This window comes from Streptomyces luteireticuli, assembly GCF_041519305.1.
Taxonomy (GTDB): domain Bacteria; phylum Actinomycetota; class Actinomycetes; order Streptomycetales; family Streptomycetaceae; genus Streptomyces; species Streptomyces luteireticuli.
Map to the genome: position 1 here is coordinate 1633384 of NZ_CP167927.1, position 20301 is coordinate 1653684.

Consider the following 20301-nt stretch of genomic DNA (forward strand, 5'->3'; position numbering starts at 1 on the left):
TCGAGGAGAAGAGGAGAACCGGTCTTGCGTCTGCGACATCGTCTGCGCGCCGCCACCGTCGGCGCGCTCGTCCTGCTCACCGGCGCCGGCGCCCTGCCGGCCGCCTCGGCGGCGGCCGCCGCCCCCGGGGACAGACCTTCGGGCAACGGCCTGTCCGCCACCATCCGTTACACCGAGTACGGCATCCCGCACATCCTCGCCGAGGACTACGCGGGCCTCGGTTTCGGCGACGGCTGGGCCCAGGCCGCCGACCAGGTCTGCACGCTGGCCGACGGGTTCGTCACCCTGCGCGGGGAGCGCTCGCGCCACTTCGGCCCGGACGCCGCCCCCGGCAACGACCTGTCGAACGCCTCCACCAACCTCTCCAGCGACCTGTTCTTCCGGGGCATCCGCGACGCCCGGACCGTCGAGAAGCTCCTCGCCCGGCCCGCCCCCGAGGGTCCGTCGCGTCAGGCCCGGGAGCTGGCGCGCGGCTGGGCCGCCGGTTACAACGCCTGGCTGGAACAGCACCGGATCACGGACCGGGCCTGTGCCGGCGCCTCCTGGGTCCGTCCCGTCACCGGCCTCGACGTGGCCCGGCGCGGCTACGCGCTCACCGTCCTCGACGGCCAGGGCGGCACCGTGGACGGCATCACCGACGCCCACCCGTCGTCCGGCGCCGCGCCGCGCGCGGCCGTGCGGAACGATCCGGTGGCCGCCGCCAGGGCCCTGTTCGCGGCCCGCGCCGGTGACATGGGCTCCAACGCGGTGGCGTTCTCCGGGGCGGTCACCGCGAACGGTCGCGGTCTGCTGCTGGGCAATCCGCACTACCCCTGGCAGGGCGGACGCCGCTTCTGGCAGGCGCAGTTGACCATCCCGGGCGAACTCGACGTGTCGGGCGCCTCCCTGCTCGGCATGCCGGTCGTCGAGATCGGCCACAACCCGTACGTCGCCTGGAGCCACACCGTCGCCACGGGCGTCCCGTTCGGCCTGTACGAGCTGAAGGCCGCGCCCGGGAATCCGCACGCCTACCTGGTGGACGGCAGGCCGGAACGGATGACCGAGCGCCGGGTCACCGTGCCCGTACGGGGCGAGGGCGGCCGCGTCACCGAGGTGACGCGCAGCCAGTGGTGGACGCGCTACGGCCCGGTGGTCACCTCGCTCGGCGGCGGGCTGCCCCTGCCCTGGACCGAGGGCACGCTCTACGCGATGACCGACCCCAATTCCGCCCAACTGCGCTTCACCGACACCTCCCTGGCCTTCGGCAGGGCCCGTGGCATCCGGGACATACAGTCGGCGCTCCGCCGCACCCAGGGCCTCCCCTGGGTCAACACGATCGCGGCCGACTCGTCCGGGCACAGCCTCCTCACCCAGTCCCAGGTGCTGCCCCGCATCACCGACGACCTCGCCGGACGCTGCTCGACGGAGCTCGGCAAGCGGCTCTACCCCGCGACGGGCCTGGCCGTGCTGGACGGTTCGCGCCGCGCCTGCGCGCTCGGCCGGGACGGGGACGCGCTACAGCCGGGCGTCTTCGGCCCGTCGGCGATGCCCACCCTGGTCGACGCCCCGTACGCGGAGAACTCCAACGACAGCGCCTGGCTGTCCAACGCGGACCGGCCGCTCACCGGTTACCCGCGCGTCTTCGGCGACATCGGCACACCGCGCTCGCTGCGCACCCGGGGTGCGGTCGAGGACGTCGCGGCCATGGCGCGGCGCGGCCGGCTGACCGTGGCCGACCTGGAGAAGCAGCAGTTCGGCGACCGGGTGCCGACCGGCGCCCTGGCCGCCGCCGACACCGCGGCCGCCTGCGCACAGTTGCCCGGCGGACGGGCAACGGGCAAAGACGGCAAGGTGGTTGACGTATCGGGGGCCTGCGGGGTGCTGAAGCGCTGGGACCGGACGGTCCGTAAGGACAGCAGGGGCGCCCTGCTCTTCGACCGCTTCTGGCGCGGGCTCGGGAACGACGTGCGGTGGCGCGTGCCCTTCTCCGCCGACGACCCGGTGCACACGCCCCGTTCGCTCGACACCGCGAACCCGGCCGTGGCCCGCGCCCTGGCCGACGCCGTCGCCGAGCTGCGGGCCAAGGGCACCGCGCTCGACGCACCGTGGGGCGAGGGCCAGTTCGTCGAGCGCGGCGGCAAGCGCCTCCCCGTCCCCGGCGGGGCGCACCGGCTGGGCGTCTGGAACGTCGTCGAGGGCCGCTGGGACGCCGCACGCGGCGCGTACACGGACGTGCGGACGGGTTCCAGCTACCTCCAGGCCGTGGGCTTCGACGGCGGCGCCTGCCCGGTGGCGCGCACGCTGCTCACCTACTCCCAGTCCTCGGAGCCGGGTTCGCCGCACTCCAGCGACCAGACGGAGCTGTTCTCGGCGGGACGGATGGTGAAGGGCCGGTTCTGCGAGAAGGACATCCTCTCCTCGCCCGCCCTGCGGGTGGTGCGGGTGGGCGAGCGCTGATCCGCCGGCCGGCCGCGGGGGCGACGGGATTCCGCCGCCCCCGCGGTCCGTTTTCCGTGGCGGTCGGTCCGTTTCCGGTACGGGAGACAGGATCACGGGAAGCGGGATCACGGAAGCGGGATCACGGGAAACAGGATCAACGGCCCGAGTATTGCGGAGGCTCAATCCCCTCGGTTACGCTCCCGAACACTCAATCGGAGACCCGTCGAAGATCCCGGCCATTTTCCGATCTGTGTCAGCCCCTCCCGACGACGGAAAGCGGGTCGGTCATGTCCGGAGAGCGGAACTCCCCCTATTCCTCAGGGAATTCACGGCGAAGAAACCACGGGGAAACCTCGATATGACCGACAGGGAGTGCGGATTACGCACCGGAACCGAAGCCGTTCCTTCCGGCGGGCCCGACCGCGCCGCCCGCGCCCGCCGGGACTTCCTGGTCTTCTGGATCTCCGGCGCCGTGGACGGACTGGGCACCCACGCGTCGTCCCTCTTCCTCCCCCTGATCCTGCTGGCCGCGGGCGGCCCGCCCGCCCTCGCCGGCGCCGTCGCCTCCGTCTCGCTCGTCGGCCATCTCGTGGCCTCCCCGTTCGCCGGGGTCCTGGCGGACCGCGCGGACCGCCGGACCCTGATGGTCCGTTCGGCCCTGGTCGCCTCCTGCGCCATGGGATCCGTCTTCGCCGCGGTGGCCTGCGGACGGATCAGCGCCGTGCACATCCTGCTCGCCGCGCTCGTGGAGCGTGTCGCAAGTGCCCTGTACGCGGCGGCCGGTCAGGGCATGATCCGCAGGATCGTCCCGCCCGGCCGCTACGCCACCGCCGTCTCCCGCCTCCAGGCCCGCGACGAGGGCGTGCAGATCGCCGGCCCGTCCCTGGGCGGGGCCCTGTTCCAGCTCGCCCGCTGGCTCCCCGTCCTGGCCGACGCGCTCTCCTTCCTCTGCGTCGCCGCCCTCACCCGCGCCCTGCGCACCGACGGCGCCCCCACGGGCCCCGCCCGCACCACCCGCTTCACCGACGACCTCCGCGAAGGGCTGCGCTTCGTCCGCCACGAGCCGTTCCTGCGCTTCGTCGCGCTGTGGTCCTCGGGCGTCAACGGTGTGGTCGGCGTGCTGTACTTCGCGGCCGTCCTCGCCGCGCAGGAACGGGGCGCCGGCGGTGCCGCTACCGGCCTGATCCTCACCGTCAGCGGCCTGTGCGGACTGGCCGGGGCGCTCGCCGCGCCCTGGGCGGTACGGCGACTGGGCCCCGCCCTCATCGTCGTCTCCGGCTCCTGGCTCATGGTCCCGGCCGCGGCCGGGCTCGGCCTCGTGACCTCGACGTGGGCGTACGGGCTGCTCCTGGGCAGCGTGAGCTTCACCGCCCCCGCCGCGGGCGTCGTGCTCCGCGCCCGCGTGGTCCTGCTGACCCCGGACCGCCTGCAGGGCCGGGTGAGCACCGTGCTGGGCACCGCGAGCCGCGCCGTGGCCGCCCTCGCCCCCGTCACCGCGGGCCTGCTGGCCTCGGCGGCCGGCGGCCGCACCGTCGCCTTCGGCAGCGCCGGGGCGCTGGCCGTCCTCGCCGTCTACTGCACGCTGCGCGGCGACCGCACCCAGGGCGCCGCCGTACCCCGGGGAGCGGCCGGATGAACGGACCGCTCCCCCACAGACGTCCGGACGGCGCACACCGTCCGGCCGACCGGCACCACCCCGTCCGTACAACTCCGTACGGCTCCACAGGGATTCAAGGGCTCCGTACGGCTCCATACAGCCGAGGAGGCGAACTCCATGCACAAGGACGTCATCCAGCACGACCCGCTGAGCGCGGGCGAGGCGAGCCGCGCCATCCACATCTCGGTCATCATCAGCGCCGACGCCGGTGAGGGCATCACCGAATAGCCGGTCCGTCCGCATCTCATCCCTACCCAGGAGAGGCATCCCATGCACAAGGACGTCATCCACAACGACCCGCTGAACGCCGACCAGAGGCACCGCAGCATCTACATCGACATCGACTTCGCCTCCCACTCCGTCGAGGACGCCGACGAGTAGGCGGAAAAGGGTGCCGGGCCGCCCGAGCGCGGCCCGGCACCCGCTCCCACGCATGCACGCACCCGTCAACGGACCGGAGGAGAGCGACACCGTGCGCGTCATTCTGGTGAACATGCCCTGGGCCCCCATCGATCTGCCCTCGCTCGCCCTGGGAATTCTCAAGCGCTGCATCGACGACGACGTGCCGGGGGCCCGGGCCGAGGTGCTGCACGCGAATATCGACTACGTGGACTGGATCAACGCGCGGAGCCGTGAATTCTCCCCGGCCGATTACTCCTACTACGCACTCGACTCCTATTTCCTCGGCTGCGGCGACTGGGTGTTCTCGGCAGCGCTCTACGACGACGACACCTGGCGCATACCGGAGTTCACGGCGGCAATGGCCCGGAAGGTCGACGGCCCACGTATGGAGACCACGCTCCAACTCCACGCGAACGCCGCCGCGTTCGTCCGGGAGACGGCCGAACGCATCGCCGCGGCCCGGCCGGACGTGGTGGGCTTCACCTCGACCTTCCAGCAGAACACCGCCGCCCTCGCCGCCGCCAGGTACGTCAAGGCGCTCGACCCGTCGATCGTCACGGTGCTGGGCGGGGCGAACTGCGACGGCAAACAGGGCGAAGCCGTGCACCGCAACTTCCCCTTCGTCGACTTCGTGGTGCGCGGCGAAGGCGAGCGCACCTTCCCCGCGCTCGTCACCGCCCTCAAGGACGGCACCGGGCTCGACGCCGTACCGGGACTGTGCCGGCGCGACGCCGACGGCACGTCCGTCGCCCACCCGATGAGCACCCGGCCCCTCCCGCCCGCCGCGATCCCCCGCCCCGACTACACCGGCTACTTCGAACGGCTGGCCGCCTCCTCCGCCCGGTCGTGGGTCGAGCCCAAACTCGTCGTCGAGGGGGCGCGCGGCTGCTGGTGGGGCGAGAAGCACCACTGCACATTCTGCGGACTCAACGGCTCGTTCATGCAGTTCCGCAGCAAGAGCCCCACGGTGTTCCTCGACGAGATCACCGAACTCGCCGAGCGCCACCGGGTGCTGGACATGTACGTCGTCGACAACATCCTCGACATGGGCTATGTGACGTCGCTCCTCCCCCGCATGATCGAGAGCGGCTACGACCTGCGGCTGCACTACGAGATCAAGGCGAACATGCGCGGCGGCCAGCTGCAGACCCTGGCGGACGCGGGCCTGATCTACGTCCAGCCCGGCATCGAGAACCTCAGCACCAGGGTCCTCACCATCATGGACAAGGGGGTCAGCGGCTGCCAGAACGTCCGCATGCTGCGCGACGGGGCCGCCACCGGACTCTCGGTGTCCTGGAACTACCTCCACGGCTTCCCGGGCGAGGAGGCCGCGGACTACGACCGCATCACCGCCCAACTGCCCGCCCTGGAACACCTCATGCCGCCGGGCGGCGGCTCCGCGCGCCTCGCCGTCGAGCGCTTCAGCCCGTACTTCGACAACCCCGGACTCGGCTTCCGCGACCTGCGCCCGGCCGAGCCGTACCGGCTCATCTACGACCTGCCGGAAGAGGAACTGTACGACCTCGCCTACATCTTCGACGCGCCGCCGATGGGCATCGGCCAGGACGTGGTGCAACGCCTCGACGACGCGCTGCGCCGCTGGCGGGAGTCGTATCCGGAGAGCCGGCTGACCCACTGCGACCTGGGCGACCGGATCGTCCTGGTCAGCCGGCGGCGGGCGTTCGCCTGGCGGACGCTGGAGCTGACCGGCCCGCTGGAGACCGGCCTCTTCCGGCTGCTGGAACAGCCGCGCACACCCGCCTCCACCGCCCGGAAGCTCGGCGCACCGCAGGAGGAGATCGAGGAACTGCTGCTCCTCTGGCGCTCGTTGGGCCTGGTCTTCACCGACGACGGCCAGTACGTCCACGTGGCCCCGCCCGCGGTCAACGGGGAGCTGCTGCGCATCGACCACAAGCGGCACGAGGAGGACGGGGCCGGGGCCGACGACCCGGCGCCGGAACTCCAGCCCACCACTGTCTGACGACCCCACCGACCCCATGACGGAGTCCTCGTGACGCTGACGCTCACCCTGTGGCGCGACCACGACCCCGACGCCTGCGCCCTGCCCGGCATGCGCATCGGCACCGAGCACCTCGACGACCCGGGCGCCCACCACGCGCAGCGCCTCTTCGACGCCGGCGCCCGGCACGTCGTCCTCCGCCAACCCGTCGACCTGACGGGCCCGTTCGACGACGGGCGCGCCGTTCGCACCGTCCGGACGCTCAACCTGATCGCCGCGCTCACCGCCCTCGCGGTGAGCGTCGACTGGACCGTACGGCCCGGCCCCGGACCGCGGGACTGGCTGCGGCTCGCCCATCTCGCCCCGCCCACCGCGGTCCTCGGCGTCCCCGACCCGGCCTCCGTGCTGCGCACCTGGCGGCACGACCACTACATCTGCATGTGCATGTACCGGCGCGGCCCGGGCTTCGTCCAGGTCCGCGACCGGCGGTACCGGGAGCTGCGCCGCTTCACCATCGACGAGCCGCACTACCTGGCGGCCATCACCGCCCTCGAACAGGGCGCCCCGCGCGCCGAGGACCTGCCGCCGGACGCGCTGGCGGACTTCCTGGCCGAGGAGTTGGCGGTACGCGTCGGCGACCGCGCCTGGTGGGCCCCGTACCGGGTGCGCCGCTGGCCGCAGGGGCACACGATCATCTGAGGCCGTGCCGCTCGCGCCACACCCGGGCCGAGATCCGGGCCAGCAGCCGGGCCGCCGGGTCGTCTACGTCGTGCCCGGAGGCGAGGGGCCCGCTGTAGCAGGCGGCGACGGCGTACGGGCGGGCGTCCTCGGGGTACACCACGGCGGCACAGTGCCGTACGCCCTCGATCCAGCCGTTCTTGCTCGCCAGCCGGGTGCCGGGCGGCAGGCCCGCGGCGAGGTCCACCCGGTGCGCGTTGCGCTCCAGCAGGGCGAGCACCTCCGGCTCCAGGGATTCCAGCAGCCGGACCAGGTCGCGCGCGGTGACCACATTGAGCAGCCCGGCCGCCCGCGCGGCCAGGTCCTCGATCCCGCGCGGACTGGTGCTCCCCGTCGCCCCGGCCCGCCGCCACACCTCGGCCACGGCCTCGTGCCCCACCTCGGCAAGGCAGAGATTGGTGGCGAGGTTCGACGAGTGCGTGACCATGCGCCCGGCCAGCCAGCGCAGCGGGGCCGTACCGCCCAGCCGTTCCCAGGGCAGCGGGTCGCTGTCCTCGGCGGGGTCGATCGCATACATCCGGCCGCCCGCCGCCGAGACGAACGCGTTGCGCACGGCCACCGGCCGGTCCAGGTCCGTCCCGCTCCGGTACACCGCCGCGAGCACCGCCACCTTCATGGTGCTCGCGGCGGTGTGCGGCACATCGGGACGGCGCAGGACCACGGGAGCGCGCCCCCAGGGCGCGACGACGAGGGAGAGCACCCCCCGACTGTAGCCGTCAGGCGTTCTTGGGCGCCGCGCTCTGGACGACCTCGAACGCCCTCAGCTGCGCCCCGGTGGCCGCCGGCTTGCGCTGCTCGCCGTCACCGCCCTGGTGCCCCTGCCGCATCGTGCCGCTGAACCAGTTCTGGTAGTCCTCCTCGCTGCGCCAGCGGGTGTAGACGAAGTACTCGTCCGTCCCGTCCACGGGCCGCAGCAGTTCGAAATGCTCGAACCCCTCCGCCCCCTCCACGAGCCCGGCACGGGCTCCGAAGCGCTCCTCCAGGAGATCACGCTTGTCGGCGGGAACGGTCAGGACGTTGATCTTCACTACGCTCATGCCCCAATGGTGCCCGATGTCCCTTGTTACCGCCGAGGCGGGGTGGCACCCGCGCGGCGGTCGGCGAACGCCGGCGGCGCGACGGACCGACACCGGCCGTTCACCCGGCGCCCCTGGTCCGCACCCCCTCCGAGTGCTGACATGTCCATATCGGCATGTCCCAACTCGGAGCCCCCCATGCACCCTTCCCACCGCCTCGCCGCCGTCGCGGCCTCCCTCGCCCTCGCCGCCACCGGCCTCGCCGTCGGCGCCGCCCCCGCGACCGCCGCCGGCGTATGCAGCCGGTCGCACCTCCCGCTGCCCGACCCGTCCTGTCAGCCCGGGGCCTACAACCCCGACGTCACCCAGCGCACCATCGGCTCGACGATCTGCGTCCCCGGCTGGACGAAGACCGTCCGCCCGCCCACCTCCTACACCAACCGTCTCAAGGTCCGGCAGATAGCCGAGTACGGCTACAGCGACACCGACACCTCGGACTACGAGGAGGACCACCTCGTTCCCCTCGAACTCGGCGGCGCCCCCAAGGACCCCAAGAACCTCTGGCCGGAGCCGCGTTACGGCGACAGACCGGCCCAGGACAAGGACGTCGTCGAGAACCGGCTCAAGCGGGCCGTCTGCGACGGGCGCGTCGGTCTGGAGCCGGCCCGGTCCGCCATCGCCAAGGACTGGACCACGGCCTTGGCCAAGTTCGGCCTGAACGGCTGAGGTTCCCTCATCACCGCGCGGTCCGCCCGGGCGCACTCCTCCGGCGACGGAGCCACCACCTGCGGCACCTCCGGCGGGCGCAACGCGCCGTAGTCCGTGAAGCGGCGCGTCCCGCAGCGTGTGCAGCGCTCCTCGCCGTTCCCCGATTCCCAGCCCTCACGGTGCGGGCAGTTGTCCATGAGCCTGCCGACCGAGAACGTCACTGTCCCTCCTTTCTTGCGACCGGAAGGATCGCTTCCCGCAGTGGGGTGGCCGGAACCGTCTCAACCGGAATCCATCCGGCATCCGCTACGGCCGACGGGGCCTCGAAGAGGTACCAGAAGCGGAGGCGGTGGGGCGGCTGTTGTTCGAGCCACAGCGGAGGCGCTGCGGCAGGGGCGAGGAGCAACCCCGTTCCCGCACCGGCGACACGGGCCGCCGCGCCTGGCAGCGAGGCATCACGCGGCGACAATCCGCCCTGCGTCAGCCGCACTCTGCCGCCCGCGTGCACCACGGATCCGACGGCCACCCGTAGGCAGCGGGAGGTGCAGCGTCGCCCCGCCGACCGGTGGTCGCAAGCGCGGCGCGTGAGGCGTACGACGTCGGCCAGGCGCTCGGGGCGTGCGATCCCGTAGCGGAAGATCTCGCGGACGACGTCCGTGCCGTTGACGGCCGGGGCCGCGCGCGGGAGGTCCAGCAGGCAGTGGACCTCCTTGCCGCCGTCGGCCGTCGGCACGACGTGCCAGCGTTCACGCGTGAGCGCGCCGACGAGGGCCAGGCCGCGGCCTGTTGTGCCGGTGGGCGCGTGGCGCCTTACAGGGAGGGCGCGGTGGCTGTCGCGCACGCTGATGTGCAGCGTGTGCGTCCGGCGCTCGACGCGGAGCGTGCAACGGGGGTCGGGGGTGTGGCCGACGACGTTGGCCAGGAGCTCATTGACGACGGTCAGCACGTCGTCGACGAGGGGGCCATGGAGGCCCCAGTCGTGCAGTCGGGTGCGGACGAGGTGGCGCACTATCCGCAACTCCACGGGCTGGAGGACCAGTTCGAGCGTGAGCCCTCGATCGGTGTGGGCGGTGCGGATTGCCATGTCCCCCTCCAGGGAGCGCAGGCCGACTGGACGTCGGCGATCCTGGCCTCAGGGACTTCGCTTAGGCAAGTATTTCTGGATGGAAGTTCACTATCGAGTGAACGGGCAGGCATGGGGCCCCTGTGTCAGTACGGTGCGTCATCATGCAGCCATGGCTCAGAGCGACATGCCCACGATGCGAAGCAGGCGCCTCGGCAACGAGCTGCGGCGCCTGCGGCTGGCGAACGACCTCAAGGTGGCGGAGGTCGCCGAAATCCTGGAGTGCGGCCAGCCGAAGATCTCGCAGATCGAGAACGGGAAGCGGGGGATTCGTCAGATCGATCTGACGTTGCTGCTCGACCGGTACGGGGTCGAGGACGACCAGTATCGGGTCAGCCTCAAGCAACTGGCCCGGGACATCCACAAGGTCGACTGGTGGTCTTACCAAGGCCCCCTGCTGGGGGACACGTTGCGTGACTACCTCACGTTGGAGTCGGACTCCGAGGTGATGCGTAACTACGAACCGGCCCTCGTGCCCGGGCTTCTGCAGACGGAGGCATATATGCGTCAGCTGTTCACAGCGGTGCTGCCCGTCGAGCGCGTCGAGATGATGGTGACCACACGCCTCAAGCGCAAGGAACTGATCGAGAAGCAACCGGACTTCCGGCTGCGTGCCATCGTGGATGAAACGGCACTTCGCCGACTTCCCTGGCCGGGGGACCTGATCAGGGAGCAGCTTCAGCATCTTTGCGACGTCGGCCACCTGGCCAATGTGACTCTGCAGGTTCTCCCGCTGAAAGCAAGATTCATCAACCATCAGATGCAGCCCTTCGTACTCTTCAGCCTTCGCGGGGAGCCCGCCATCGACGTGGCATGGCTTGAGCACATGACCGGAGGTACGTTGCTGGAACAGCGGACCGATGTGCGGGCCTACGCCCAACTGTGGGCCGAGCTCACGGCCTACGCTCTGTCGCCACACGAATCGCAACGGCTCATCGAAGACATTGCCAAGGAATACACATGATGACGAGCAGAGCTGCCGCCTGGCACACCAGCAGCTACAGCGGTGAGGACAACAACTGCATCGAACACGCCCTCTTAATGGGCTCTCGGCAGGCCATAAGAGACACCAAAGACCCCGCCCGCCGCACCACCCTCCTCTTCACCTCCACCGCTTGGCAGGCATTCGTGGACGCCCAGAAGGGCCGTTGACGCCGAGCCCACTGTCCATAAACACCCGAAGGAGGCAGTAACTGCACATAATTTCCCAATACACCGGGGCATCCGGCCCCCAATACGCTCTTCCCGACATCCTCGTCGGGAACACGTACGGGAGGCCCCGTGTCCGCTCCCCGCCCCCGCCCTCACCTCCGCGCCCTCCTCTCCCTCGCCGCCGCGACCCTCGCCCTCGCCGTGACGGCCGTCGGCTCCACCCACGCCAACCCCTCCGACGATCAGGACGACCGGTCCGACGCCCGCCCCTCCACCGCTCCGTACGAGGCCCAGGGCATCCAAGGCGTCGTCCACAGCACGGACTTCGCTCAGCTCTCCTCGGCCGAGGACCAGGTCCAGGACGGCTCCGTGAAGACCGTACGGCTGGAGCAGGACGACGCGCACCACGGCGTCAAGGTCACCGACGACTCGGTCACGGTCGAGCACGCGGGGACGTACCTCATCGTCGTCGCACCGCAGGTGCTGACGGACAAGGGCGGGGTGCAGCAGGGGAAGGACCCGACGGAGGGGTGCGTGGACACCTGGTTCACGATCAACCATCAGGCCCTGCCCAACAGCGGCGTCCGCCTCTGCCAGGCGGCCGCGCACAGCACGCACGTGGTCGTGTCCCAGTCGGCCGTGCCGCTCAAGGCGGGGGACACGGTCCAGGTCAGGGCGAAGGGCGACAACGTGCGCTTCAACGCCGTCCAGCCCTCGGAGGGTCCGCTGATCCCGAGCGTGATCCTCACCCTGGCCCGGCTCTCCTGATCGGACGGCCGGACGACCGGACAGCCGGACGACGCGACGAGGGGGCGGCCGGTGGTCGTACCACCGGCCGCCCCCTCGTACACCCGCCCTACTCCTCGTTGAGCGGCGAGACGAACTCCAGGGTCCACGTCTCCTGGAACTCGGGCTTGGGCGCGACGAGTTCGATCTGAGCGCCCCGGTGCCCGGCACGCAGCGCGAGCCCCTTCTCCGACAGGATCTTGACCCCGCCGATGACCCGCTCGAAGGTGAACTTCGCCCACTCGGCGGGCGGAACGCTGTTGACCCAGAGCTTGTCCTCGGGGATCACCAGGCCCGCCGCCTCGTGCTGCGCGAGGTGGATGGTGTACGGAGCGCCGGGCACCGGCTCGACGGGCCGGACGATCCACTCCTGCTCGATCGGGAGGGGGTTGAGGCGGTCGGTGATGACGGGAGCGCCGTGCTTGACCGCGTACTCGGTGGCCGTCAGCAGGCTGGTCGGGCCGATGATGTGGGCGTGGATCTTGTAGATGCCAGGCTTGACCGGGATCGGAGGCATGTACGGGTCTCCCTCTCTCACGGTTCACATCCGCTGGTGGCTGGTCGCCGCCGGCGCAGGCCCCACCCTTCCGGCGCATCCGGCGCCGCGTAAGGGCCGGATGCGGCCATCGTCATGACGGCGCGGACCGTTCGGTCACAGGTGCGAACCGAGCGGTCCCGGCCCGGCCCGCCACCGCCGCAGCCGGTCCGCGCCACGGGCGATCTTCTCCAGGGCCTGCGCCAGATGGTCCTCGGCGCCGGGCCGCAGCATCGCCGTATGCGGGACGACCACCGACGTGCGGTGCAGGGCGGCGCAGTTGGGGAGGTCGGAACGCGCCGGGTCGATCGCGTTCCAGTACGCGGCCGACAGCCAGTGCTTGCGCTTGGTGCGGGGCCGGTAATGGGGGGAGTCGCCGAGCGGCTGGAAACAGGGGCCGACGGGAACGGAGAGTTCCGCCGCGAGGGCGGCGCGGAAGGTCTCCACGGGGACGCCGTCCAAGGCCCGTTCGTCGTAGGAGAGGGCGAGCGCGTGACCGGGCGGGCGGCGGACGCCGGGGAGCAGCCGGGCCGGGCGCAGGAAGCCGCTGCCCTCGGCGGCCTCGCGCCAGACGGCGGCGACGCGCTCCCGGCGCTCGCGCTGCTCCTCGAACCGGTCCAACTGGGCGAGGAGTACGGCCGCTTGCCACTCGGTCATCCGGTGGTTGCCGCTCTGCACGGGACGCCAGAACGGGGGCGGGGTCCCGGAAGGGGGCCGTCCGCAGTCGCGCAGACTGCTCAACTGGTCGGCCAGGACGGCATCGTCGGTGGTGACGCATCCGCCCTCCCCCGCGGTGAGCGTCCGGCCCGCTCCGAAGCCGAAGACGGACAGCGTGCCGATCGCGCCCGCTCCGCGCTCGCCCCACCGGGCGCCGTGGGCATGGGCGCAGTCCTCGATGAGCGCCAGGCCGTTCTGGGCGGCGACGAGGGCGGCGAGCTCGGTGAGGTCGGGCATCGCCCCGTACAGATGCACCGCGATCACGGCCCGGGTGCGGTCGGTGATCGCGGCGGCGACGGCGGCCGGGTCGAGGCACCAGGTGTCGGGCGAGACGTCCACGAGCACGGGGACGGCGTTGGCGTCGAGGACGGCGCCGGCGGTGCCCTGTTCGGCGAGGCCGGGGACGACGACCTCGTCCCCGGGGCCGAGGCCGAGCGCCTCGCAGGCCAGTTGGAGGGCGGTGGTGCCGCTGGTGACGCAGCGGACGTGGGTGAGCCCCTGGAGCTCGGCGAAGCGGCGTTCGAAGCGGGCGGTCCGGGGGCCGGCGGGGGCGGACCATGCGCCGTCGAGCAGGACCTCCTGGAGGAGGCGGGCCTCCTCCTCGCCCCGCTCGGGCCAGACCGGGGGGTCGGGCGCGACGGGCCGGCTGCCGCCGGTGAGGGCCGGGCCGGCCGCGACTGCGCGTTCCACGGTGTCGGGCATGAGGCACCTCCAGCGGCTCTCTTCGGCTCCTTCGGCTCCTTCGGCTCCTTCGGCTCCTTCGGCTCTCTTCGAACGTCGCAAGGAGCGCCGGCGGATGTCCAATAGTTCGCTCCATAACGTGGCGGCATAAAAGGGCCGAGCCCGCGCGGGCCGAATTGCGGCGCGGCCCGGTGGGCACCCGCTGGGCAATTCGGGCCCGCCGGCTACCGGTCCCGCTCCGCCGTCTCCACGCACGCCGTCACGAAATCCGCGACGATCCGCCGCTGGTCGTCGGCCCGCCAGGCCACCACCACTTCCGTGGGCGTGATCCTGTCGATCGGCCGGTACACGACGCCCGGTCTCGGGTAGTAGCGCGCCGTCGACGCCCCCGTGAGGCACACGCCGAAGTTGTTGGCGAGGGCCTCCATCCACTCGTCCGAGGTCTTGACCTCGGCCCCGACGACGACGGGATGGCCGCCCCGGTGGTCGAGGGCCAGCCAGAAGTCCCGCCAGGCCCCCGCCTCCTCCGGCAGCGCGATGAACGGTTCGTCCAGCAACTGCTCGAAGCGGATCACGTCCTGGCCGGCCAGCGGATGGGAGGCGGCGAGCGCCAGCCACCGCTCCTCCGCGAACAGCACCCGCGTACGGATCCGCACGGCCCCCTCGGGCAGCGGGGGCCGCAGCAGGGCCACGTCCACGTCCCCGTCGGCCAGCCCGGCCGTCGCGTCGGTCCAGGGGACCTGGAGCATCGCCACCCGCCAGTCCGGGCGCGCCCGCGCGAACTCGGCGAGGATCCGCGGGGTCAGCTCGCACGCCGCGTTCGCGATGAAGCCGACGCGCAGCGTCCGGGCCTCGGAGGCGGCCGCCTCCTGGACCTCGCCCAGCAGCCGGTCCCAGGTGTCGAGCAGATCGCGCGCGCCGGGCAGCAGCGCCTGCCCGGCCGGGGTGAGGGCGACCTGGCGGCTGGAGCGTCTGAGCAGCCGCACCCGCAGGTGCCGTTCCAATTGGTCGATCTGTTTGGACAGGGCGGGCTGGGACACCAGCAGACGCTCCGCGGCCCGGGTGAAATGCAGCTCTTCGGCGACCGCGACGAAGGATCGCAGGACCCGCAGATCCACATCCATGCAAAAAGGTTATCAACGAATCTATTGGACATGCTCGGCGAGCCGCTGCCACATTCGAATTGCCGGACATCGAGCATTCCGTGATTGGGGGTTCTCATGACGGACCGGACGAGAAATCGCAAGCTACTGGTGAGTGTGTTCAGCCCCCAGGAAGCGCGCGAGGCCGTGCTCGGCGGCGCCCGGATCGTCGACAGCGAGGATCCGCGCAGCGCGCTGGGGAACATCAAGCCCCAGCAGATCATGGCCATCAGCGACGCGGTGCTCGACTACCGACGGGACCTGGACGTCCAGCTGTCCACCAACATCGGCGAGGACCAGCTCCTGTTCCGCCGCTCGGCGACCGGGCAGGCGATCGAGAAGACCCCGTACGAGATCGCGGGGAAGGCGTCCCAGGCGGCGCTCGGCGTCGCGCTCTCCATGGGCACCCGCGTCCACCCGTGCAACATCGTCAAGGTGGGGCTGGACGGCATGCCGCTGGACCTCCTCACCCAGGTGCTGGGCGAGTGCGTCCTCACGCTGCGCCGGACCGAGCAGTTCCCGCACTCCCAGGTGATGTCGGTGCTGTTCGTCCAGGACCTCGACCTGTGGCGGGAGCGGCGGCCGGTGCCCGCGATCCGGCGAGCGCTGGTGGAGCTGCGCGAGTACCAGCCGTGCGAAGCGGGCGCGGCGGACGACGTCTTCGACCTGGCCGACTACGCGGTCGGCACGCTGCGCGCCCCGGACGGCGGTCCGCTGTTCACCGATCCCGGCCAGGTCGACCTGGACTCCCTGATCGAGAAGGGCGCGCTGCCCGCCGGGGCCACGTGCACCACCGTCGCCCTCAACGACCTCTTCCCGCACGCCCGTTACGGCCTCACCGACGATCCCGCGTGCCGTCGTACGGACCGGAAGGTCATCGCGAACATGGTGGACGCGACGGCCCGGGCCGGGGCGAACGCGATCATGCTGGACACCAGCATCCTCCTCAAGACGGCCCGGGTCGGCCTCGTCGCCACCGAACGCAGCCCGGAGATGGCCGACTTCGACTCCCTGGACGTCGACGAGGCCACGGGGCTGGAGCGCAGGGGCATCCTCTCCCTCGACGACATCCGGTTCTTCGTCGACTACTGCCACTACCGGGGGCTGGGGGCCAATCTGGCGGGCTCGATGACGAGTTACCAGGCACAGCAGCTCTGGCGGCTCGTGCCCGGGACCGACCAGATGTCCACCCGCGGCTATGCGTCCGCCGTCTCCGAGGACCCGTCGCACCCCGGCGAGACCGGAGCCGACTCCCGGCAGGACCGGGTGATCGTACGCGACCTCGTGCGCGGGCTGGTCCCGCCCGAGCAGGGCGGCTATCTGTGGCTGCCCGAGGAGATGAAGCCCACGGCGACCGAGGCGGCCCGCGCGCTGGTCGGGCAATGGCCCGGGCTGGTCGGCCACTGGGCCGACAAGCGGGGCCGTCTGAGGCCCTTCGACTGAACCTGCCGAGGAAGCGAGTGAGTGCCATGTCCGATCTCATCCAGCCGTCCGCCCCCGGTTCCCGGGTGCCACCGATGCCCATGGACCACGCCGACCCCTACGTCGTCACGGAGTTCGACAAGAGCGCCCGCACCTGGGGCATACCGAACAATCTCTTCCGCACCATGGCCTGGCAGACCGGCCTCGCCCGGACCGAGGTCGACTACGCCAACTCGTTCATCTTCGACCCGCCGCGCTACGGGAACGTGCCGCGGCCGTCCGGTGACGTCCTCTTTCCGCAGACCGGCCTCGTCGACCGAGTCGCCAAGGAGCTGGTGATCAACCTGGTGAGCCTGCTCAACCGCAGCCGGTATTCCGTCACCCACCACACCTTCATCGGTTTCACGACGCTCTGCCAGGACCTCCCGTACGGCGATCCGGCCGAACGCGCCCGCCGGGCCGAGGAGATGCTCTTCCATCTGGTGGACTGCACAGGAAAGCCCGACTTCGAGAACCAGGCGTACGACAGCGGGCCGCTCTACACCGAACCGCAACTGCTCTGTCTGCGGCTGGCCGAGGCGATCCAGCGCGATCCGCACTCCGTGACGGACGAACAGTTCGCGGCGCTCCGCGCGGCGTTCCGGGACCGGGCCGAGGAGACCGTCGCCAAGGGCCCTCTCGGCGGGCAGCCGGGCACCGGGACGGACGGCTATCTCGACGCGTACGTCAACGCCATGCTGGTCGAACTGACCTGGTGCATCGCCCACTTCAGCGGGCTGCTGAACACCTGGTTCACCGTGCTGAAGGTGATGGACGAGACCGACCCGCAGCAGGACGGCACCGACTTCGTCGCCACGTACAACCAGCGGGTACCCGAACGGATCAAGGTCCGCAACAACAACCTGCTCGGCGCGACCGGCTGGGGGCGATGACGATGGACGACACCCTCGCCACCGCCGGCTGGCTGATCCTGCGGCTGGGCATGGGCGGCCTGTTCCTCAACGCCGCCTGGGCCTGCGGCAAGGACCGCGCGGCCTTCCGGTGGACGCGGGACATGGTCGCCGTCATCGCTCCGCGACACGCCGTCCCCCTGGCGGCCGCGGGCGTCGCGATGATGGGCCTGGGCGGGCTGTCGGTCCTGCTGGGCGGGTACGGACGGATCGGCGCCGCCCTGCTGGCGCTGTTCCTGGTGCCGGGCACAGCGGTCCACCTGCGCAGCCGGACCGTGGCCGGGGCCCTCGCCGCCCGGCTGTCCCCCGCCCTGCCCGCCAAGCTCCGGCCGACGCTGACCGAGCTGGACGTCTCGGCCCGTATGGCCCATTACAGCTCGGCGCTGAAGAACGTCACGCTGCTCACCGTGTCACTGTTCCTGGTCGCCGTGGGCACCGGCCCGTACAGCCTTGCCCCGTTCTGAGAGAGGGGGTGCGTCGCCGTGACCGCCGCCACCGAGACCGGCTACCCGGTCCCCGACCGGCCCGTCATCCGTTTCACCTGGCACACGGGCGACTGGTTCGAGATCTTCCAGAAGCACACCGCCCTGATCCAGTCGGACATCGCCCGCGCCCGGGCCGAGGACCGCATGGTCGTCTACCTCAGCTGCCCGGTCAGTTCGCGCGGGGGCAGCCACGCGCGCACCAACACCGAGGTGGCCAACTTCGTCACGCGCCGGCTGGCCGACCGGTGGGGCGAGCGGTTCTTCGTCCTCAACCCGGCGGCGTACCAGCTGGAGTCCAGGGAGGGCACCGGCCTGATCATGCGTCATATCGCCGAACTCGCCTGGGAGACAGGCCGGGACATCACGCTGGAGACGCTGAAGGCCGAGGCCGAGCCGGGCGGCGGGGACTACATGCGGATGTGGACGCGCGTCATCACGGAGGACGGATACCTGGAGGACGGATATCCGGGCGATCCGCCGGACCGGACGCGCCGTGGGCGACAGCTCGCCGGGCTCTTCGACGCGGTCTACTTCCTGGGGCCGGACGACGTCCACGCGTTCTTCGACCCGGGCGGTACGGGGTCCCTGGTGCGGGAGGTGGAGGAGTACTTCGCCCGCAAGTCGGCTGTGGACCCCGGATTCTGCGCCGACTTCGGCACGGTGCCGAGCGGGGGGACGCCCCGGCTGCTCTGTCTCACCGACCCGGCGGATGCGGCGGTGTGGGAGGAGCGCCGGAAAGAGTTCGTCCGCTACTACACCGTGCGGGCGGGGGCGGCGTACAGCCGCGGCTCGCACGACGAGTGGAACATCTTCGTACGGCTCAACCGGCTGCGGACGGCGGACCCGTGCTACGGGCCGGGCGAGCAGGTCGCGTTCTACTTCGCGGGGCGGGCGCGGGGGATGGCGGAGGCGGAGCTGGCGGTCTCCCCCGGGTACGAAGTGCCCGCACCCGCCGGGTGATCACGCCGCGTCAGCCGTCCTCGCGCAGCACCAGACCGAGCAGTCCCGGAAACCGCGCCTCGAACTCGGCGCGGCGCAGCCGGTTGAGCCGCCTCGCGCCCTCGTCCCGCTGCTCGACCAGTCCGGCCGCGCGGAGCACGGCGAAGTGGTGGCTGCACGCGGCCTTGCCGACGGGTACGTCGAAACTCCCGCACGTCCGCGTCCAGTCGTCCGTCTTCGCCAGCTCCCGCACGAGTTGGAGCCGCACGGGGTCGGCGAGGGCGGCGAGGGCGGCCTGCACGGCGACGTCGTCGGGGTGGGTGTGCGCGGGCGCCGAACGGTGACTGGTGCGTGCTGCCATGTCGTTGATCCCCCTATGCCCTATGCGCCGATGCACGCTTGCGAGTGTTCGATGCCGATCTTACACTCCAAAGTGTTCGCTCTTGATTGAACACTCTCGGGAGGGGAGCACGGCCATGCGTGCCATCGAGTTCCAGAAGTACGGCGGCCCCGAGGTCCTGCGGGTGGTGACGGCCGAGCCACCGGAGCCGGGCCCGGGGCAGGTGAGCATCGACGTCGCCTACGCCGGCGTCAACTTCGCGGACGTCAAGGCCCGGACGGAGGGCTACCGCGTCCCGTCCCTGCCCTTCCGCCCCGGCCTGGAGGCGTCCGGCCGGGTGCGCGCCGTCGGCGAGGGGGTCCTGGGCTTCTACCCGGGCCAGCCGGTCGCCGCCTTCACCCCCGGCGGCTCGTACGCGGAGGTGGTCGTCGCCGACGCGACGGCCGTCTTCGCCCTGCCGGAAGGCCACTTGCGCGTCGCCGCGACCGTCCCGACGGTCCTGCCCACGGCCCACGCCCTCCTCCACGAGGTGGGCCGGATCCGCCCCGGCGACTCGGTCCTGGTCCAGGGCGCGGCGGGCGGAGTCGGCACGGTGGTCAGCCAGTTGGCGAAGGCGGCGGGCGCGGGAGCGGTCTACGGCGTCACCTCCTCCCCCGCCAAGGCGGACTACGCCCGCCGCTACGGCTACGACGAGGTCTTCACGACCGCGTCGTTCGCCGACGACGTCCGCCGTGCGACGGGCGGCCGCGGCGTGGACCTGGCCCTCGACCCGGTCGGCGGCGACTCCTTCCGGCAGTGCCTCGCCTCCCTGGCGACGTTCGGCCGCATCGTCTCCTACGGCAACGCGAGCGCCGCCGACCCGTGGCAGGTGGGCCAGTCGGAACTGTTCCCGAAGACCGCCTCGGTGGCGGGCTTCTCCCTGTTCACCCTGGCCCGGGAAGCCCCGGACGCGCTGCGCGAGTTGACGGCCCGGGCGTTCCGCACGATCGCGGACGGCACGGTGAAGCTGCCGGTGACGGCCGAGTTCCCCCTGACGGACGCCCCGGACGCGCACCGCCTGCTGGGGAGCAGGACGAGCACGGGGAAGCTGCTGCTGCGGGTGGGTGATTGAGGCCGGCGGCGGGCAGCCG

20 protein-coding genes and 1 pseudogene are annotated in these 20301 nt (G+C 71.6%); 13 read left to right on the top strand and 8 right to left on the bottom strand.

Going from position 1 to position 20301, the window contains the following annotated elements; all coding sequences use genetic code 11:
• Positions 1–24 precede the first annotated feature (24 nt).
• The 4 genes from AB8735_RS06555 to AB8735_RS06570 all read left to right on the top strand — a co-directional run bounded on the left by AB8735_RS06555 (position 25) and on the right by AB8735_RS06570 (position 7136).
• Entirely contained in the window at positions 25–2436 is a 2412-nt protein-coding gene (locus AB8735_RS06555; RefSeq protein ID WP_372405971.1) for a penicillin acylase family protein, read from the top strand.
• A gap of 340 nt (positions 2437–2776) precedes the next feature.
• Entirely contained in the window at positions 2777–4054 is a 1278-nt protein-coding gene (locus AB8735_RS06560) for an MFS transporter (protein WP_372405972.1), read from the top strand.
• Between the two features lie 493 nt (positions 4055–4547).
• On the top strand, positions 4548–6458 hold the full coding sequence (locus AB8735_RS06565; protein WP_372411783.1) for a RiPP maturation radical SAM C-methyltransferase: 1911 nt from the start codon (positions 4548–4550) through the stop codon (positions 6456–6458).
• A 30-nt stretch (positions 6459–6488) separates the two neighbouring features.
• Positions 6489–7136: a DUF5825 family protein gene (locus AB8735_RS06570; protein WP_372405973.1), complete on the top strand. Its 648-nt coding sequence runs from the start codon at positions 6489–6491 to the stop codon at positions 7134–7136.
• On the opposite strand, the gene AB8735_RS06575 is transcribed toward AB8735_RS06570, so the two are convergent.
• Together AB8735_RS06575 and AB8735_RS06580 are read right to left on the bottom strand one after the other, a co-directional pair.
• Complete coding sequence (locus AB8735_RS06575; RefSeq protein WP_372405975.1) at positions 7129–7875, bottom strand: serine hydrolase; 747 nt, start codon at positions 7873–7875, stop codon at positions 7129–7131. The genes AB8735_RS06570 and AB8735_RS06575 overlap by 8 nt on opposite strands.
• A 16-nt stretch (positions 7876–7891) precedes the next feature.
• Entirely contained in the window at positions 7892–8212 is a 321-nt protein-coding gene (locus tag AB8735_RS06580) for an antibiotic biosynthesis monooxygenase (RefSeq protein ID WP_344022542.1), read from the bottom strand.
• A gap of 177 nt (positions 8213–8389) precedes the next feature.
• Here AB8735_RS06580 and AB8735_RS06585 point away from each other — a divergent pair, with 177 nt between their 5' ends.
• Entirely contained in the window at positions 8390–8917 is a 528-nt protein-coding gene (locus AB8735_RS06585) for a hypothetical protein (protein WP_372405978.1), read from the top strand.
• A gap of 20 nt (positions 8918–8937) precedes the next feature.
• Here the strand turns inward: AB8735_RS06585 and AB8735_RS06590 are convergent.
• Together AB8735_RS06590 and AB8735_RS06595 are read right to left on the bottom strand one after the other, a co-directional pair.
• Positions 8938–9096 (bottom strand): annotated as a pseudogene (locus AB8735_RS06590) (DUF6255 family natural product biosynthesis protein); the annotation flags it as partial.
• A 20-nt stretch (positions 9097–9116) separates the two neighbouring features.
• Positions 9117–9983 (bottom strand): ATP-binding protein, encoded by an 867-nt coding sequence (locus AB8735_RS06595; protein ID WP_372405981.1) that lies wholly within the window; start codon positions 9981–9983, stop codon positions 9117–9119.
• Positions 9984–10134: 151 nt separating this feature from the next.
• Here AB8735_RS06595 and AB8735_RS06600 point away from each other — a divergent pair, with 151 nt between their 5' ends.
• From AB8735_RS06600 to AB8735_RS06610, 3 genes are all read left to right on the top strand, one after another.
• Positions 10135–10986, top strand: coding sequence for a helix-turn-helix domain-containing protein (locus tag AB8735_RS06600; RefSeq protein WP_372405982.1), 852 nt, complete (start codon positions 10135–10137; stop codon positions 10984–10986).
• Entirely contained in the window at positions 10983–11174 is a 192-nt protein-coding gene (locus AB8735_RS06605) for a DUF397 domain-containing protein (RefSeq protein ID WP_372405984.1), read from the top strand. The genes AB8735_RS06600 and AB8735_RS06605 overlap by 4 nt, the downstream gene beginning before the upstream one ends.
• A 129-nt stretch (positions 11175–11303) precedes the next feature.
• Complete coding sequence (locus AB8735_RS06610; RefSeq protein WP_344022532.1) at positions 11304–11942, top strand: hypothetical protein; 639 nt, start codon at positions 11304–11306, stop codon at positions 11940–11942.
• A gap of 88 nt (positions 11943–12030) precedes the next feature.
• On the opposite strand, the gene AB8735_RS06615 is transcribed toward AB8735_RS06610, so the two are convergent.
• The 3 genes from AB8735_RS06615 to AB8735_RS06625 form a co-directional block, all read right to left on the bottom strand.
• Positions 12031–12477 carry a hypothetical protein gene (locus AB8735_RS06615; RefSeq protein WP_372405986.1) on the bottom strand — a complete coding sequence of 149 codons (447 nt, stop codon included), beginning with the start codon at positions 12475–12477 and terminating at the stop codon, positions 12031–12033.
• Between the two features lie 135 nt (positions 12478–12612).
• Positions 12613–13914, bottom strand: coding sequence for a DegT/DnrJ/EryC1/StrS family aminotransferase (locus tag AB8735_RS06620; protein ID WP_372405988.1), 1302 nt, complete (start codon positions 13912–13914; stop codon positions 12613–12615).
• Positions 13915–14117: 203 nt separating this feature from the next.
• Positions 14118–15017: a LysR substrate-binding domain-containing protein gene (locus tag AB8735_RS06625; protein ID WP_344022526.1), complete on the bottom strand. Its 900-nt coding sequence runs from the start codon at positions 15015–15017 to the stop codon at positions 14118–14120.
• Positions 15018–15152: 135 nt separating this feature from the next.
• Here AB8735_RS06625 and AB8735_RS06630 point away from each other — a divergent pair, with 135 nt between their 5' ends.
• From AB8735_RS06630 to AB8735_RS06645, 4 genes are read left to right on the top strand one after another with little or no spacing between them, the layout of a single operon-like run.
• Positions 15153–16478 (top strand): hypothetical protein, encoded by a 1326-nt coding sequence (locus tag AB8735_RS06630; RefSeq protein ID WP_372405989.1) that lies wholly within the window; start codon positions 15153–15155, stop codon positions 16476–16478.
• Between the two features lie 26 nt (positions 16479–16504).
• Positions 16505–17389, top strand: a complete 885-nt coding sequence (locus AB8735_RS06635; protein WP_372405992.1) for a carboxymuconolactone decarboxylase family protein — start codon at positions 16505–16507, stop codon at positions 17387–17389.
• A complete protein-coding gene (locus tag AB8735_RS06640) occupies positions 17386–17871 on the top strand; it encodes a hypothetical protein (RefSeq protein WP_372405994.1) in 486 nt (161 codons plus the stop codon). Before AB8735_RS06635 ends, AB8735_RS06640 begins: the two co-directional genes overlap by 4 nt.
• A gap of 18 nt (positions 17872–17889) precedes the next feature.
• A complete protein-coding gene (locus tag AB8735_RS06645; protein WP_372405995.1) occupies positions 17890–18852 on the top strand; it encodes a hypothetical protein in 963 nt (320 codons plus the stop codon).
• A 10-nt stretch (positions 18853–18862) separates the two neighbouring features.
• Here AB8735_RS06645 and AB8735_RS06650 read toward each other — a convergent pair whose 3' ends face one another.
• Positions 18863–19192, bottom strand: a complete 330-nt coding sequence (locus AB8735_RS06650; RefSeq protein WP_372405996.1) for an ArsR/SmtB family transcription factor — start codon at positions 19190–19192, stop codon at positions 18863–18865.
• A 115-nt stretch (positions 19193–19307) separates the two neighbouring features.
• Between AB8735_RS06650 and AB8735_RS06655 the strand changes: the two genes are divergently transcribed.
• On the top strand, positions 19308–20282 hold the full coding sequence (locus AB8735_RS06655; RefSeq protein WP_372405998.1) for a zinc-binding alcohol dehydrogenase family protein: 975 nt from the start codon (positions 19308–19310) through the stop codon (positions 20280–20282).
• Positions 20283–20301 lie beyond the last annotated feature (19 nt).

Excerpts from the sequence above, each read along its gene's own strand:
- AB8735_RS06585 (WP_372405978.1), top strand. The coding sequence starts at position 8,390 with ATGCACCCTTCCCACCGCCTCGCCGCCGTCGCGGCCTCCCTCGCCCTC.
- AB8735_RS06640 (WP_372405994.1), top strand. The coding sequence starts at position 17,386 with ATGACGATGGACGACACCCTCGCCACCGCCGGCTGGCTGATCCTGCGG.
- AB8735_RS06615 (WP_372405986.1), bottom strand. The coding sequence starts at position 12,477 with ATGCCTCCGATCCCGGTCAAGCCTGGCATCTACAAGATCCACGCCCAC.
- AB8735_RS06600 (WP_372405982.1), top strand. The coding sequence starts at position 10,135 with ATGGCTCAGAGCGACATGCCCACGATGCGAAGCAGGCGCCTCGGCAAC.
- AB8735_RS06635 (WP_372405992.1), top strand. The coding sequence starts at position 16,505 with ATGTCCGATCTCATCCAGCCGTCCGCCCCCGGTTCCCGGGTGCCACCG.
- AB8735_RS06620 (WP_372405988.1), bottom strand. The coding sequence starts at position 13,914 with ATGCCCGACACCGTGGAACGCGCAGTCGCGGCCGGCCCGGCCCTCACC.
- AB8735_RS06655 (WP_372405998.1), top strand. The coding sequence starts at position 19,308 with ATGCGTGCCATCGAGTTCCAGAAGTACGGCGGCCCCGAGGTCCTGCGG.
- AB8735_RS06595 (WP_372405981.1), bottom strand. The coding sequence starts at position 9,983 with ATGGCAATCCGCACCGCCCACACCGATCGAGGGCTCACGCTCGAACTG.
- AB8735_RS06605 (WP_372405984.1), top strand. The coding sequence starts at position 10,983 with ATGATGACGAGCAGAGCTGCCGCCTGGCACACCAGCAGCTACAGCGGT.
- AB8735_RS06580 (WP_344022542.1), bottom strand. The coding sequence starts at position 8,212 with ATGAGCGTAGTGAAGATCAACGTCCTGACCGTTCCCGCCGACAAGCGT.
- AB8735_RS06650 (WP_372405996.1), bottom strand. The coding sequence starts at position 19,192 with ATGGCAGCACGCACCAGTCACCGTTCGGCGCCCGCGCACACCCACCCC.
- AB8735_RS06560 (WP_372405972.1), top strand. The coding sequence starts at position 2,777 with ATGACCGACAGGGAGTGCGGATTACGCACCGGAACCGAAGCCGTTCCT.
- AB8735_RS06625 (WP_344022526.1), bottom strand. The coding sequence starts at position 15,017 with ATGGATGTGGATCTGCGGGTCCTGCGATCCTTCGTCGCGGTCGCCGAA.